Origin of the sequence: Bradyrhizobium sp., from assembly GCF_022844465.1 — a bacterium.
Classification (GTDB): domain Bacteria; phylum Pseudomonadota; class Alphaproteobacteria; order Rhizobiales; family Xanthobacteraceae; genus Bradyrhizobium.
In genome coordinates, this window is the sequence record NZ_JALHLP010000001.1 from 114,206 (window position 1) to 128,418 (window position 14,213).

13 protein-coding genes are annotated in these 14,213 nt (G+C 64.1%); 1 reads left to right on the forward strand and 12 read right to left on the reverse strand.

Going from position 1 to position 14,213, the window contains the following annotated elements; all coding sequences use genetic code 11:
- Nucleotides 1-3: 3 nt before the first annotated feature.
- A complete protein-coding gene (locus Q0D31_RS00575; protein ID WP_291842214.1) occupies nucleotides 4-1,134 on the reverse strand; it encodes an efflux RND transporter periplasmic adaptor subunit in 1,131 nt (376 codons plus the stop codon).
- Nucleotides 1,135-1,291: 157 nt separating this feature from the next.
- Here Q0D31_RS00575 and xth point away from each other — a divergent pair, with 157 nt between their 5' ends.
- Nucleotides 1,292-2,083, forward strand: coding sequence for an exodeoxyribonuclease III (xth, locus tag Q0D31_RS00580; protein ID WP_291842216.1), 792 nt, complete (start codon nucleotides 1,292-1,294; stop codon nucleotides 2,081-2,083).
- Between the two features lie 64 nt (nucleotides 2,084-2,147).
- Here xth and Q0D31_RS00585 read toward each other — a convergent pair whose 3' ends face one another.
- The 11 genes from Q0D31_RS00585 to Q0D31_RS00635 form a co-directional block, all read right to left on the reverse strand.
- The gene (locus Q0D31_RS00585) at nucleotides 2,148-2,987 is read right to left on the reverse strand and encodes a tetratricopeptide repeat protein (protein ID WP_291842218.1); all 840 of its coding nucleotides are present in this window, start codon (nucleotides 2,985-2,987) and stop codon (nucleotides 2,148-2,150) included.
- Nucleotides 2,974-4,698: a dihydroxy-acid dehydratase gene (ilvD, locus tag Q0D31_RS00590; RefSeq protein ID WP_291842220.1), complete on the reverse strand. Its 1,725-nt coding sequence runs from the start codon at nucleotides 4,696-4,698 to the stop codon at nucleotides 2,974-2,976. The genes Q0D31_RS00585 and ilvD overlap by 14 nt, the downstream gene beginning before the upstream one ends.
- 222 nt (nucleotides 4,699-4,920) lie before the next feature.
- Nucleotides 4,921-5,889 (reverse strand): tripartite tricarboxylate transporter substrate binding protein BugD, encoded by a 969-nt coding sequence (locus tag Q0D31_RS00595; RefSeq protein WP_291842222.1) that lies wholly within the window; start codon nucleotides 5,887-5,889, stop codon nucleotides 4,921-4,923.
- A gap of 47 nt (nucleotides 5,890-5,936) precedes the next feature.
- Nucleotides 5,937-7,355, reverse strand: coding sequence for a dihydrolipoyl dehydrogenase (gene lpdA / locus Q0D31_RS00600; protein ID WP_291842223.1), 1,419 nt, complete (start codon nucleotides 7,353-7,355; stop codon nucleotides 5,937-5,939).
- Between the two features lie 138 nt (nucleotides 7,356-7,493).
- Nucleotides 7,494-8,837: a pyruvate dehydrogenase complex dihydrolipoamide acetyltransferase gene (locus tag Q0D31_RS00605; protein WP_291842225.1), complete on the reverse strand. Its 1,344-nt coding sequence runs from the start codon at nucleotides 8,835-8,837 to the stop codon at nucleotides 7,494-7,496.
- A gap of 2 nt (nucleotides 8,838-8,839) precedes the next feature.
- The gene (locus Q0D31_RS00610; protein ID WP_291842227.1) at nucleotides 8,840-9,145 is read right to left on the reverse strand and encodes a DUF5076 domain-containing protein; all 306 of its coding nucleotides are present in this window, start codon (nucleotides 9,143-9,145) and stop codon (nucleotides 8,840-8,842) included.
- 4 nt (nucleotides 9,146-9,149) lie between these two features.
- Entirely contained in the window at nucleotides 9,150-10,547 is a 1,398-nt protein-coding gene (locus Q0D31_RS00615; RefSeq protein ID WP_291842229.1) for a pyruvate dehydrogenase complex E1 component subunit beta, read from the reverse strand.
- Nucleotides 10,548-10,608: 61 nt separating this feature from the next.
- The gene (gene pdhA, locus Q0D31_RS00620) at nucleotides 10,609-11,628 is read right to left on the reverse strand and encodes a pyruvate dehydrogenase (acetyl-transferring) E1 component subunit alpha (protein ID WP_291842232.1); all 1,020 of its coding nucleotides are present in this window, start codon (nucleotides 11,626-11,628) and stop codon (nucleotides 10,609-10,611) included.
- 191 nt (nucleotides 11,629-11,819) lie between these two features.
- Nucleotides 11,820-12,137, reverse strand: a complete 318-nt coding sequence (locus Q0D31_RS00625) for a septum formation initiator family protein (RefSeq protein WP_291842234.1) — start codon at nucleotides 12,135-12,137, stop codon at nucleotides 11,820-11,822.
- 159 nt (nucleotides 12,138-12,296) lie between these two features.
- On the reverse strand, nucleotides 12,297-12,851 hold the full coding sequence (locus Q0D31_RS00630; protein ID WP_291842236.1) for an NADPH-dependent FMN reductase: 555 nt from the start codon (nucleotides 12,849-12,851) through the stop codon (nucleotides 12,297-12,299).
- Nucleotides 12,852-13,036: 185 nt separating this feature from the next.
- Nucleotides 13,037-14,173, reverse strand: a complete 1,137-nt coding sequence (locus Q0D31_RS00635) for a zinc-binding dehydrogenase (protein ID WP_291842238.1) — start codon at nucleotides 14,171-14,173, stop codon at nucleotides 13,037-13,039.
- Between the last annotated feature and the right edge of the window lie 40 nt (nucleotides 14,174-14,213).

Here is a 14,213-nt window from a genome sequence, read left to right on the forward strand (position 1 = left end):
CGGTCAGGCTCCGGCCTTTTTGCTGCGCGGCTCGACCCGCGACCCGTCTGACAGCAGCAACTGGCCGTCGACGACGACGCTTTCGTTGCCGGCGAGCCCCTCCGAAATCACCGACATGCCCTGAGAAGTACGGTCGACCTTGACCGGCTGAACCCTGGCCGTGCCGTCCTTGACCACGAATACGAAATTGCCGCTCTGGCTGCGCTGCACGGCCACCGTCGGCACCACGATCGAATCCTCGCTGCGGATCACGAGCTTGGTCGAGACCAGCGTTCCCGGCCACAGCGTCTCATTGGCGTTGTCCATGACGCCGCGCACCGTGACCATGCCGGTGCTCGCATCGACGGTGTTGTCGACCATGGCTACCCTGCCGGTCTCGGAACGCGAATGGCCCGGAATGGTGGCGGTCACGCGGGAGACCCCCTTGGCCATCGACTCCCTGAGATCGACCAGGACGCGCTGCGGCACCGCGAACGTCACATAGACAGGAGCCATCTGGTTGATGACCGCCAGCGGCGTGGTGTCGGCCGGACGAACGAAGTTTCCGACCTTCACATTGGCGACGCTGATCCGTCCCGAAAACGGCGCGCGGATCATGGTATAGCTCTTCTGCACTTTGAGATTCTCGAGCGCGGCCTGATTGGCCTTGATGGCGCCGGTCAGGATGTCGGACTGGGTGCGCGCATTGTCGACATTGACCTGCGTGGTGGCGCCCTTGGCGACGAGATCGTTGTAGCGGCGAAGGTCGCGCTGCGCGCCCTCGAATTGCGCCTGGTCCCTGGCGAGGATACCCTCGGCCTGTTCGATCTGGGCCTCGAGCTGGCGGCTGTCGAGCGTGAACAGCAAGTCGCCCTCGTTGACCCTGGCGCCGTCCTCGAAGTGCACGGCCAGGATGGTGGTTTCCAGCCGCGATTTCAGCGCCACGCTGGAAATCGGCGTCACCGTTCCGATCGCATCGACGTCGACGGGGACGGATTTGCGTTCGGCGCTGGCCAGTTCGACCGAAACCACGCGCGGGCGCTGTGGCCCCTGGGCGCTGCTGCTACCGCCCATCCACGACGAGCGGGTGATGAATCCAGCCGCCGCCGCGATGGCGATGATTCCGGCCAGGAGGATCAAGGTACGCTTTTTCATGAGTTCCACGCTCGCCGATCCCCTTTGGGATCGGGACGGTTCGATCCTGCCCCGAACGGCGATTTTTGCGCCTTGTTTTGAGATAGTTACCACAGCCTCACAGCGCATGGTATGCCACAGTCACCAAAATGTGCGGTAACCATCCAGGTCAAATTTGATGCGTATTGCGACGTGGAACGTCAACTCGGTCCGACAGCGGATCGACCACCTGCTCAGCTGGCTGAAGGACTGCTCGCCCGACATCGCCTGCCTGCAGGAAATCAAGTGCGTGGACGAAGCCTTCCCGCGGCTGGAAATCGAGGCGCTGGGCTACAACGTCGCGACCCACGGCCAGAAGACCTTTAACGGCGTGGCGCTGTTGTCAAAACTGCCGTTCGACGAGACCAAGTCAGGCCTTGCCGGCGAGGATGAGGACGCCCACGCCCGTTTCCTCGAAGGTGTCGTCACCCTGAAACATGGCGTGATGCGGGTAGCCTGCCTTTACCTGCCCAATGGCAACCCTCCGGATACGGACAAATATCCCTACAAGCTGCGGTGGATGTCACGCCTTCGTGACTACGCGCGCGAGCGTATGAAGGCGGAGGAGCCGCTGGTGCTGGCGGGCGACTTCAACGTCATTCCGGCGGCGGAGGACGTCTACAACCCCGCCGCCTGGGCCAACGACGCGCTGTTCAGGACCGAAACCCGCGAGGCCTATCAGTCGCTGCTTGGCCTGGGGCTGACCGACGCCCTGCGCGCCGTCACCGACGCGCCCGGCCAATACACGTTCTGGGACTACCAGGCCGGCGCCTGGCAGAAGAACTGGGGGATCCGGATCGACCATCTGCTGCTGTCGCCGCAGGCCAGCGACCGCCTGATCCGGGTCGGCATCGACAGCTATGTGCGCGGCTGGGAAAAGCCCTCGGACCATGTGCCGGTTTGGGCGGATTTCGATCTGGCGAAGACGTAGCGGCTGCAGTCGTCAGGCGGGTAAAGCGAAAAAGTGCCCACCTTCACTTCAGCGACGGCGAACGTCAATTCTTGCGGCCCTGCACCCAATGCTCGAGCATCTGCAGCGCGGTGGCGCGGTCGTCGTCGGACGCCCTGGCGATCGCCCGGTTGTAGCTTTCGCGGATCCAGGTCTCGTCGGGCGCCGCATTGTCGCGCGCGAGCGTCAGCCACATCAGGCCGCGCGCCGCCTGGCGCGGCAACCGGTCGCCATTGAACAACATCTGGCCGAGCATCGCCTGCGCCTGGTGCTGGCCCTTCTGGGCGGCCAGGCCGAGCCAGCGCGCACCGTAACGGAAATCGTCCCGCGAGGCGTCCGGGGTCTTCAGATACAGCCGCGCCAGGTCATATTGGGCGTCTGCATTGCCGAAATAGGACGCCGCATAGGAGAACATCTCCCGCGCCCGCTCGGTGTCCGCCTTGATCTTGGAATTGGGAATGCCATTGAGATAGTAGCGTCCCAGCGCCACGAAGGCATTGGCGACGATGGTCGCCTGCGGCGCCGACGGGCTGTCCTCGGCATGCGCGTTCGCGATGCGGCTGAAGTACTCAAAGGCGCGCAGATCGTCCTGGATGACGCCATCGCCGTCGGCGTACATCCGCCCAAGCTTCCACTGCGCCACGGGATGGCCGCCCTCGGCGGCATACTGCAGCGAGTTCAGCGAGGGCGCAGCCGCCGACGTCGCGGCCGACTTCTTGAGGGCCTGGGCGGTGAGACCTTGAGACGGGAGCGCCGGCGCAGCAGGCTGGGTGACCGCCAACCCGGCATCGGGCTTGCCCGGGATGGCGTCAAGCGCGATTCCGGAACCCGCCACCGGCGCGGCCCCCAGCATCAACGCAAGAATGATACGCCTAGATATCCGCATAGCACTGCTTCTCGTGCGCACCGCCTGGATGGGTGACAGCCCCATCCACCGCTGGCCCAACCTGTTGGGCATACTTCCACAGCGCACCCGACGCGTGGTTGGTCTCCCGGGGCTTCCATTTGGTTCGACGCTGGGTGAGTTCAGCTTCGGTCAACTTTACGTTAAGTGTCCCGACTTCGGCGTCGATTTCGATAATGTCGCCATCCTGCAACAATGCAATCGGACCTCCCACCGCCGCCTCCGGCCCGACATGACCGATGCAGAACCCGCGGGTGGCGCCGGAGAAACGGCCATCGGTGATAAGGGCAACCTTGCCGCCCATCCCCTGCCCGGTCAGCGCCGCCGTGGTGGAAAGCATTTCCCGCATCCCGGGACCGCCCCGCGGCCCCTCGTAGCGGATCACGATGACCTCGCCCTCTTTGTAGGTTTTCTTCTGGACCGACTCGAAGGCGTCCTCCTCGCGATCGAAGCAGCGCGCGGGACCGGTGAATTTCAGCTTCGACATGCCCGCGACCTTCACGATCGCCCCCTCCGGCGCGAGATTGCCCTTCAAGCCGACGACGCCGCCCGTGACGGTGATCGGTTTGTCAGCAGGCCGCACCACATCCTGGTGCGGATTCCATTTCACGCTCTTGAGGTTTTCGGCGATCGTCCGGCCCGTCACGGTCATGCAATCCCCGTGCAGGAAGCCGTTGTCGAGCAGCGTCTTCATCAGAAGCGGTATGCCGCCAACTTCAAACATGTCTTTGGCAACATAACGGCCCCCCGGCTTCAAATCCGCGACATAAGGAGTCTTTTTGAAGATTTCGGCGACGTCGAACAGGTCGAACTTGATTCCGCATTCATGGGCGATCGCGGGCAGGTGCAGCGCAGCGTTGGTCGATCCGCCGGATGCCGCGACCACGGCAGCGGCGTTTTCCAGCGCGCGTCGGGTGACGATGTCGCGCGGCCGGATATTGGAGGCGATCAGCTCCATCACCTTTTCGCCGGCGGCAGTGCAAAACGCGTCACGGATTTCGTAAGGCGCCGGCGCGCCAGCGGAATAGGGCAGCGCCAGCCCGATCGCTTCGGAAACCGTGGCCATGGTGTTGGCGGTGAATTGTGCGCCGCAAGCGCCGGCCGACGGGCAAGCCACCCGCTCGATTTCGTCGAGATCGGCGTCCGACATTTCGCCGACCGAGTGCTTGCCGACGGCCTCGAACATGTCCTGAACCGTGACCTGCTGGCCACGAAAATTGCCGGGCAATATCGAGCCGCCATAGATGAAAATCGAGGGCACGTTGAGCCGGACCATCGCCATCATCATGCCCGGCAGCGACTTGTCGCAGCCGGCAAGCCCGACCAGCGCGTCATAGGCGTGGCCGCGGATCGTCAGTTCGACCGAATCGGCGATGCATTCGCGAGAGGGCAGCGACGAGCGCATGCCGTCATGGCCCATGGCGATACCGTCGGTGACGGTGATGGTGCAGAACTCGCGCGGGGTGCCTCCGGCGGACGCCACCCCCTTCTTGACCGCCTGCGCCTGGCGCATCAGCGAAATGTTGCAGGGCGCGGCCTCATTCCAGCACGAAGCTACGCCGACGAATGGCTGGTGGATCTGCTGGGTGGTCAGGCCCATCGCGTACAGATAGGACCGGTGGGGCGCCCGCTCGGGCCCTTCCGTCACGTGCCGGCTCGGCAGCCTCTTCTGGAGGGGGGTCTTGGCGTCCATTCCCGAACCTGTTTCCCAGCCATCGTGCTTGTCGGTTGCGGGGAGATTTCCCTTCGCCGTCGCGCGCTTTGGCTTCCGCGTGCGAGGCCTAATGAATCATGGAGGGGTGTGGCCAAAAAGCGGCGCGGGGCTCAACCGGGCACCAGGGGAGCCAAATGATCTGACACTGTTGCGGTCACGCAACAATCGTGGCGCGAAGGCAACCCTTTTTGGCGCGCTCGATTAGTCGACCCGCACGTTGGCGGCCTTGATCATCGGCCACCACTTCGCAATCTCCGCCTTTTGCCAGGCCCCGAGCGCCTCGGGCGAGAGCTTCTCCTTGGGCGGCATCTGCAGGCCGAGATTCTCCAGTTGCCTGCGCACCGCGGAATCGTTGAGGGCTTCCACCGCCGCGGCGTTGAGCTTTGCGACCACGCCGCCGGGCGTCCCCTTGGGCACCCAAAGACCCGACCACAGTGTCATGTGGAATCCCGGCAATCCCGCCTCGTCCACGGTCGGAATGTCGGGCGCGGAATCTACCCGCTTGCTGTCGGTGATGGCGTAGGCGCGGATGTTGCCGGCACGCACCTGCCCGATCGAGTTCGAGGTCTGGTCGACGATCAGATCGATCTGCCCGGACACCAGATCGTTCATCGCGGGGCCGGTGCCGCGATAGGGCACATACTGCAGCTTGATGCCGGTGATGTTCTCGAAATAGAGCCCGGCGATGTGGCTTCCGGAGCCGGCGCCCGCGGTGCCCGCAGTCGGCGGCGTCGGCTGCGCCTTCAACCAGGTGAGAAATTCCTGCAGCGATTTCGCGGGCACCGCGTTCTTGCTGACGATGATCATCGGATTGCTCGGCAGCAACGCCACCGGTTCGAGATCGGTGACGAGGTCGTAGCCCAGCTTGTAGATCGCGCCGTTGGCGACGTGGGTGCCGAGATGGCCGAAGCTGATGGTATGGCCGTCGGCCGGCGCGCGCGCCGCGCGACCGACCGCCACCGAACCGGCGGCTCCGGTCACGTTCTCGACCAGGATCTGCTCGCCAAGCGTAACCTTCATCCGCTCGGCGAGAATACGCGCCATCACATCCGAGGGACCGCCGGCGGCGAACGGCACGATGATCGTGAGGGGGCGCGATGGAAAGCCCTGCGCCATGGCCGCGCCGCCGAATGCCAACAGCATGAGCGCCGACAGTAGTATCCTTCGCATCTCGTACTCCCTCACATAGGTTTCAGCATCGACAAAGCGATCATGCCTCACACGTTGAGCACGCGTCCATAGGCGTCCAGCACGGCTTCCTTCATCATCTCGGACAGGGTCGGATGCGGGAACACCGTGTGCATCAGCTCTTCCTCGGTGGTCTCCAGGTTCATGGCGACCACGTAGCCCTGGATCAACTCGGTGACTTCAGCGCCGATCATGTGCGCGCCGAGCAGTTGACCGGTCTTCTTGTCGAAGATCACCTTGACCAGGCCCTGGTCCTCGCCAAGCGCGATCGCCTTGCCGTTGCCGACGAACGGGAAGCGGCCGACGCGGATCTCGCGGCCGCCCTCCTTCGCCCTCGCCTCGGTCAGACCGACGGAAGCGATCTGCGGGTTGCAATAGGTGCAGCCGGGAATGAGATTCCTGTCCATGGCGTGCGGATGCAGCCCCTTGATCGCCTCGATGCAGATCACGCCCTCATGCTCGGCCTTGTGGGCGAGCATCGGCGGGCCCGCAACGTCGCCGATGGCGTAGATGCCGGGGATATTGGTCTTGCCGTAGCCGTCGATCACGACGCAGCCGCGGTCGGTCTTGACGCCGAGCTTCTCCAGCCCAAGTCCTTCGATATTGCCGACCACGCCGACCGCGGAGATCACCCGCTCGAACTCGACCGCCTGCGGCTTCTTGCCGTCGTCGATGGTGGCGACCACGCTGTCGGCCTTCTTCTCCAGCTTGGTGACCTTGGTGTTGCTGAGGATCTTGATGCCTTGCTTTTCGAACCGCTTGCGCGCGAGGCCGGCGATCTCGGCGTCCTCGACCGGGAGTATCTGCGGCAGCACCTCGACCACGGTGACGTCGGCGCCCATGGTCTTGAAGAACGAGGCGAACTCGATGCCGATCGCGCCGGAACCAACCACCAGCAGCGATTTCGGCATCCGGTCCGGCACCATCGCCTCGAAATAGGTCCAGACCAGTTTCTTGTCGGGCTCCAGCCCCGGCAGCACCCGCGGCCGCGCGCCGGTCGCGATGATGATGTGTTTGGCCTGATACGCGCCCTCGCCCAGCGCGCCCTTCGGCGCCTCGGCGGCGGACTTCTTCACGGTGACCTTGCCGGGCGCGTCGATCGCGGCCTCGCCCCAGATCACCGTCACCTTGTTCTTCTTCATCAGGAAGCCGACGCCGTCATTGAGGCGCTTTGAGACGCCGCGCGAGCGCGCCACCACCGCTTTGGGGTCGAACGACACCTTCTCGGCGGAGAGCCCGTAATCCCCGGCGTGCTGCATGTAGTGGTAGATCTCGGCCGAGCGCAACAGCGCCTTGGTCGGGATGCAGCCCCAGTTCAGGCAGATGCCGCCGAGGTAGGATTTCTCGACGATGGCGGTTTTGAATCCGAGCTGGGCGGCTCGGATCGCGGTGACGTAGCCGCCGGGGCCGGAGCCGATGATGATGACGTCGAAGGATGTATCGGTCATGTCATGCGCTCGCTGTCATCGTACGGTCATCGGTACTGGTTCATTGCAAGAGCAATCTTGCACGGATGCGACAACCCGATCCACCGGCTGGACGTGCGATGGATTCTTGGCTGCACTCGCAATGACGGCATGCAATGGTCAAGCCATCATCATCACGGGATTTTCGACCAGCAACTTGAACGCGCGGATCAACTCCGCCCCGAGCGCGCCATCGACCGCGCGGTGGTCGCAGGACAGCGTCACGCTCATGATCTGGGCGGCCTCGACCCTGCCAGCGCGCGCCACCGCGCGCTCCTCGCTGACGCCGACCGCGAGTATGGTGGCGTGCGGCGGGTTGATCACCGCCGTAAAGTCCTTGATGCCGTACATGCCGAGGTTGGACACCGCCGTGGTGCCGCCCTGATACTCCTCCGGCTTCAGCTTGCGCGCGCGCGCCCGCGCGGCGAAATCCTTCATCTCCGCCGAGATGGTGGATAGCGTCTTGGTTTCGGCCTTGCGGATGATCGGCGTGATCAGGCCGCCGGGCATCGCCACCGCCACGCCGATGTCGGAATGCCGGTGCTTGAGCATGCCGGCTTCGGTCCAGCTCACATTGCAATCGGGCACCCGCTGCAGCGCGATCGCCATCGCCTTGATGACGAAGTCGTTGACCGAGAGCTTGTAGAGCGGCTTCTTTTCCTTGTCCGTGGGCGCCGCGGCGTTGATCTCCTCACGTGCGGCCAGGAGCTTGCCGACGTCGCAATCCATCGTCAGGTAGAAGTGCGGCACCGTCTGCACCGACGCCGTCAGGCGCTGGGCGATCGTGCGGCGCATCCCATCATGCGGCACGATTTCGTAAGAGCCCTGCTCGAACAGCGCCAGAATCTGCTTGTCGGACATCCCGGGGGGAACCGCGCCCATCGGCGCGATGCCGGGGCCGGCTGCTGACGCCGCGGCCGGCGCCTTGAGGCCCTTGCCGGACTTGGCGCCCTCGACGTCGCGGGCAATGACGCGGCCGTGCGGACCGGAACCGGCGATACGGATGAGTTCGATGCCGGCGTCCCTGGCGAGCCTACGAGCGAGCGGCGACGAGAAGACGCGCGCGTGGCCGTTGGCGAGCGCGGCCGCTGGCGCAACGGGGGCTAATGCCGGCGCCGCGGCGGCAGGCTTCGCCGCCGGGGCTGCGGGAGCGCTTGCAGCAGGCTTTTCAGCGGCCTTGGGCGAGGATGCCGCGCCGGTTCCCGCCGCCCTCACGTCCTCGCCGTCGCCCGCCATGACCGCGATGATATCGTTGACCGGCACATCCTGGGTGCCCTCTGGCACCAGGATTTTCGCGATAGTCCCCTCGTCAACCGCCTCGACTTCCATCGTCGCCTTGTCGGTCTCGATCTCGGCGATCACGTCGCCGGATTTGACCTTGTCGCCCTCTTTCTTGAGCCACTTGGCAAGGTTGCCCTTCTCCATCGTGGGCGACAGCGCGGGCATCAAGATGTTGATCGGCATTGTCAGTGACCCTGTTGCGAACGCGACGTGGTAGAGCCGATATCGGTCGGCCGGTTGATTTCGGCGTCGAACATATCGACGATGCGCGTCAGCGCCTCGTCCTCGGTATAGCCGCTCTCGCGCGCATAGACGCGGGCGGCATGGCGGGCGATATCGACCAGGAGCAGACCCCACATTTCAGGATCCTCGAAGGCGCGCTGGAAGGCGATCGAGAGCCCGCCATCGACCACGAACGCCCGCAACACCTCCGTGGCGTCCTCGCGGCCAATGACGTCAGGTGGCAGTGGCTGCTGGTTGGGACCGGCCATGCGCTTACCGATATGCGACGGCTTTGGCGGCCGCGACCACCTCGGCCACGTTGGGCAAAGCGAGCTTTTCGAGGTTCGCCGCATAGGGCATCGGCACGTCCTTGCCGGACACCCGCGCAACCGGCGCGTCGAGGTAATCGAAGGCCTGCTCCATGATGCGGGCGGCGATCTCGGCGCCGACGCCGCTCTGCTGCCAGCCCTCTTCCACCGTCACCGCGCGGCCGGTCTTCTTCACCGAGGCCACGATGGTTTCGGTGTCCATCGGGCGCAGCGTGCGCAGGTCAATGACCTCGGCCTCGATGCCTTCCTTTGCCAGTTCGTCGGCGGCCTTCAGCGCGTAGGTCATGCCGTGCGACCACGAGATCAGGGTGACGTGCCCGCCGGTGCGAACGATCCGCGCCTTGCCGATCGGGATCAGGTAGTCGTCAAGCTTCGGGACCTCGCCGCTCTGCCCGTACAGGACTTCGTTCTCCAGGAAAATGATCGGGTTGGGATCGCGGATCGCCGCCTTCAGCAGCCCCTTGTGGTCGGCGGCCGAGAACGGCGCGATCACCTTCAGCCCGGGAATCTGCGAATACCAGGCCGAATAATCCTGGCTGTGTTGGGCGGCAACGCGGGCGGCTGCGCCGTTCGGTCCGCGAAACACGATCGAACAGCCCATCTGGCCGCCCGACATGTACAGCGTCTTGGCCGCGGAATTGATGATCTGGTCGATCGCCTGCATGGCGAAGTTGAAGGTCATGAATTCGACGATCGGCTTCAGTCCCGACATCGCCGCACCAACGCCGACGCCGGCAAAGCCGTGCTCGGTGATCGGCGTATCGATCACGCGGCGGGCTCCGAATTCCTGCAGCAGGCCCTGCGTGACCTTGTAGGCGCCCTGATATTCCGCGACCTCCTCACCCATGACGAAGACATCGGGATCGCGACGCATCTCCTCGGCCATCGCATCGCGCAGCGCCTCGCGGATGGTCATGGTCACCATCTCGGTGCCCGCCGGAACTTCCGGATCGCGCTCGGCCACGGCGGCGGGCGCCGACGGAGTCGCCGGCGCCGAAATCATCGGCCTGCCCTCGCCGACTGGCGAACGCGACTGCGCCGCTTCGCGGGCGACGTTGGGCGGCGGCGCGCTCGCCTTGCCGAGATCGGCGGCGCTCTCGCCGTCGGACAGGATGGTCGCGATCGGCGTATTGACGGCGACGTCGGCGGTGCCTTCGGGGATCAATATCCTGCCGAGCGTGCCCTCATCGGTCGCCTCGACTTCCATCGTCGCCTTGTCGGTCTCGATCTCGGCGATGACATCGCCGGACTTGATCGCCTCGCCTTCCTTCTTCAGCCATTTCGCAAGATTACCCTTTTCCATCGTCGGCGACAGCGCAGGCATCAGGACTTGAATGGGCATATCGGCTCCCGAAATCACTCTTCAGTTTGTTCTGCGCTCATTTCGCCGCGTGCAGTAAAATTCAACGATAGACATCAGTCCAGAGCTCGGAAGGATCGGGCTCGGGATCACGCTGGGCAAAATCCGCCGACGCATTGACGATCTCGCGCACCTCGGCGTCGATGGCTTTCAGTTCCTGCTCGCTGACCTTGGCCGCGAGCAAGCGGTTGCGGACCTGCTCGATCGGGTCCTGATCGTGGCGGATCTTCTCGACCTCCTCGCGGGTCCGGTACTTGGCGGGATCCGACATCGAGTGGCCGCGGTAGCGGTAGGTCTGCATTTCCAGGATGAAAGGTCCGTTGCCGGCGCGGCACCAGGCCACCGCCTCGTCGCCGGCGGCTTTCACGGCACGGACATCCATGCCGTCAACTTGCTCGCCCGGAATGTCAAAGGAGATACCGCGCCTGGAAAAATCAGTCTGCGCGGACGAGCGCGTCACCGACGTACCCATGGCGTAACGGTTGTTCTCGATCACATAGACCACCGGCAGCTTCCAGAGTGACGCCATGTTGAAGCTCTCGTAGACCTGGCCCTGGTTGGAGGCGCCGTCGCCGAAATAGGCAATGCTGACGAAATCATTGCCGCGGTAGCGATTGGCAAAGGCGAGACCGGTTCCGAGCGACACCTGGGCGCCGACAATGCCGTGGCCGCCGAAAAAATTCTTCTCCATGCTGAACATGTGCATGGAGCCGCCCTTGCCCTTGGAATAGCCGCCACGGCGGCCGGTAAGTTCAGCCATCACGCCGTTGGCTTCCATGCCGCATGCCAGCATGTGGCCGTGGTCGCGATATCCGGTGATCACCTGATCGCCCGGTTTCAAGGCCATCTGCATCCCCACCACCACCGCCTCCTGGCCGATATAGAGGTGGCAGAAGCCGCCGATCGCACCCATGCCGTAGAGTTGGCCGGCCTTTTCCTCGAAGCGCCGGATCAGCAGCATGTCCCGGAACGCGGCCAGTTCCTGCGCTTTGGTGAAATCCGGAGGGGATCGGCTTGCCTTTGGCGTTGATTCCTTTTCGACGGTTTTCCTGAGTACGGCCATGGCGATTCCGAATGAGTGAGGCGGTCAGCCCTCTCTATCCCAACTCAAACCGCCGTGAAAGGATTGCCTGCGCTTAGGAAAATAATGCTATGCCGCAGTGCAACGCGGCGACACTTTCGAAATTGAATCCGCCGGTTTTTGAAATTTGCGCACCGGGTCATGACGACGGGCGCGAATCTCACGCCGTTCGTTCAGCGCGAATTGAGCGGCCGGATCAGATCGCGCGGATGGGCGTAGTCGAGCTGAAAGCGCGCGCGCTCGTCGAGCAAATCGGGGTCGACACGGTCCGACCGAAGCAGCGACACCCGTTGCTCGACCTGCGCCCGCTCTCGCTTCAGCCGCGCCAGCTCCGAAGTCAGCGCGATGATTTCCTGATCGAGTTCCTGGCGCGCGTTCAATCCGTATTTTCCGGTATAGGCATTGACGCCGAAATAGCCGACCATCATCGCCGCCATCGTGTAGAGGGCGAGCCCGGTCAGCAGCGATTTCAGTCGGGGGCGGGAGACCATGCCGCCCAGAATGCGACGGTTGAATTAACGAAATCCTAAGAAGGCCAGTATCGAGCAGCTCACCTTCAGCGCCGTCATTGCGAGCGAAGCGAAGCAATCCATCGTGCGTCAGAATAATGGGCTGGATTGCTTCGTCGCTTCGCTCCTCGCAATGACGAGCTAGCGGTTCTGCTTGTCGATGAAGGCCGCGAAGGCGTCGATGTATTGCTGCAGGACCTTCTGCAGCGATTCCTTGGTGAGCACGCCCTTGTCGTCAAAGGCATCGCCGACGCCGTTCAGGTATATTTCCGGCTGGCCCAGGATCGGACCGGCAATGCCCGGCAGGATGTTCTGCAGATGCTTGGCCGCGCTGACGCCACCGAGCGGGCCCGGCGAGTTGCTGACAACGCCGATCGGCTTGCCGAGGAACGAGCTCTTGCCGTAGGGGCGCGACGCGACGTCGATGGCGTTCTTCAGGACGCCGGGGATCGAGCGGTTATACTCCGGGGTCACGAACAGCACGCCGCTCGACTTCTGCAGCTTTTCGCGGAACGCCAGCCAGTCCGCCGGGGGTGCGGCTTCCAGATCCTGGTTGAAGAAGGAAATACCGCCGAGCGTGGTGACGTCGAGTTTCAGCGATGAAGGCGCCAACCGGGCCAGCGCGTTAGCGATCTTGAGCGAGAAACTCTCCTTGCGCAGCGAGCCTACGATCGTGACGATGGTGTGGGTGGCCATTGGATTTCCCTCCTGAGCTGAACGCTTGCCTGCCTTACGCCAGATCGGCAGAAAGATGCAAGTGCATGCAAGTCGCGGTGACGGCTTTGTGAGAACGCCGGTCGACCCCGCTTGCGGCGAGGCGGAGCCGGCCGCCTCTATTCGGGCGGCCGGTGCCTAGCGGTGCATGGGGCCCGGCCTGCTTTTCAGCCCTTGTTCGGGTTGATGAGGAATTTCTCGCCGGTGGAACGCTTGTTGTAGACGGCGATGTTGGAAAGCTGCAGTGCCTCCTGCAGCGACACCACTTGCGTGTAATGGCTGGCAAAGGTGGTCTTGAGTTCGGAAGCGACGCGCTGGCGCAGCTTGCCGATCTCGGCCGGGCCGATCTTCTGCAGGAACGGCGTCAGCAACCAGCCGCCGACGCCCCAGGTCAATCCGAACGTCCGGCTCAACTCGGTCGGACGGTTGTCGAGGCTGCCGTAGATATAGACCTGCTTGTACACGTTGGAGCCGTAGCGGCTGTATTCCTTCGCGGTCTTGTTGGCCGCGATCTCCATGCAGGTGAGGATTTGGCCCGCGAGCTTGCCGCCGCCGATAGCGTCGAAGGCGATGGTGGCGCCGGTCTCCACCAGCGCGGCGGTGAGATCATCCATGAAGCTGGGCGCGGTGGAGTCGACGACATGTTTGGCGCCGATCTTGCGCAAGAGGTCGGCCTGCTCCTTGCTGCGCACGATGTTGACGAGCCCGATGCCGTCCTTGAGGCAGATCTTGTTGAGCATCTGGCCGAGATTGGAGGCGGCCGCGGTATGCACCAGCGCCTTGTGGCCCTCGCGCCGCATGGTCTCGGTCATGCCGAGCGCGGTCAGCGGATTGACGAACCATGACGCGCCATCGGCCGGCGTGGTTCCGGGCGGCAGTTCCATGACGTCCCTCACCTTCACCGTACGGTACTGCGCGTACATCGCGCCGCCGATCATCGACACGTTCTTGCCCAGCAACGCCTTGGCGGCGTCGGAGGATCCGGTCCGGATCACGACGCCGGCGCCCTCGTTGCCGACCGGCAGCGACTGGTCGAGCCGACCGCCCATCAGGCGCATGGCGGCTTCCGGCATCTTTGCCGTCACAACAGGCGCGTCCTTGCTTCCCGATACCCTGGCGGTCGACACGTCTGCCGGGCCGATCAGCAGCCCGAGATCGGAGGGGTTGATCGGCGTCGCCTCGATGCGGACCACGACCTCGTCGTCGGCCGGCTCCGGGGTCGGGACATTCACCAGCGACAATTCGAGTTCGCCGCTCTTCTTGAGCAGCGAGCGCAGTTGCAGCCCGGTCTTGCCGTCACTCATCGCGGTCCTCCCGTTTTTATCATCTTGATGTCCGGATGCG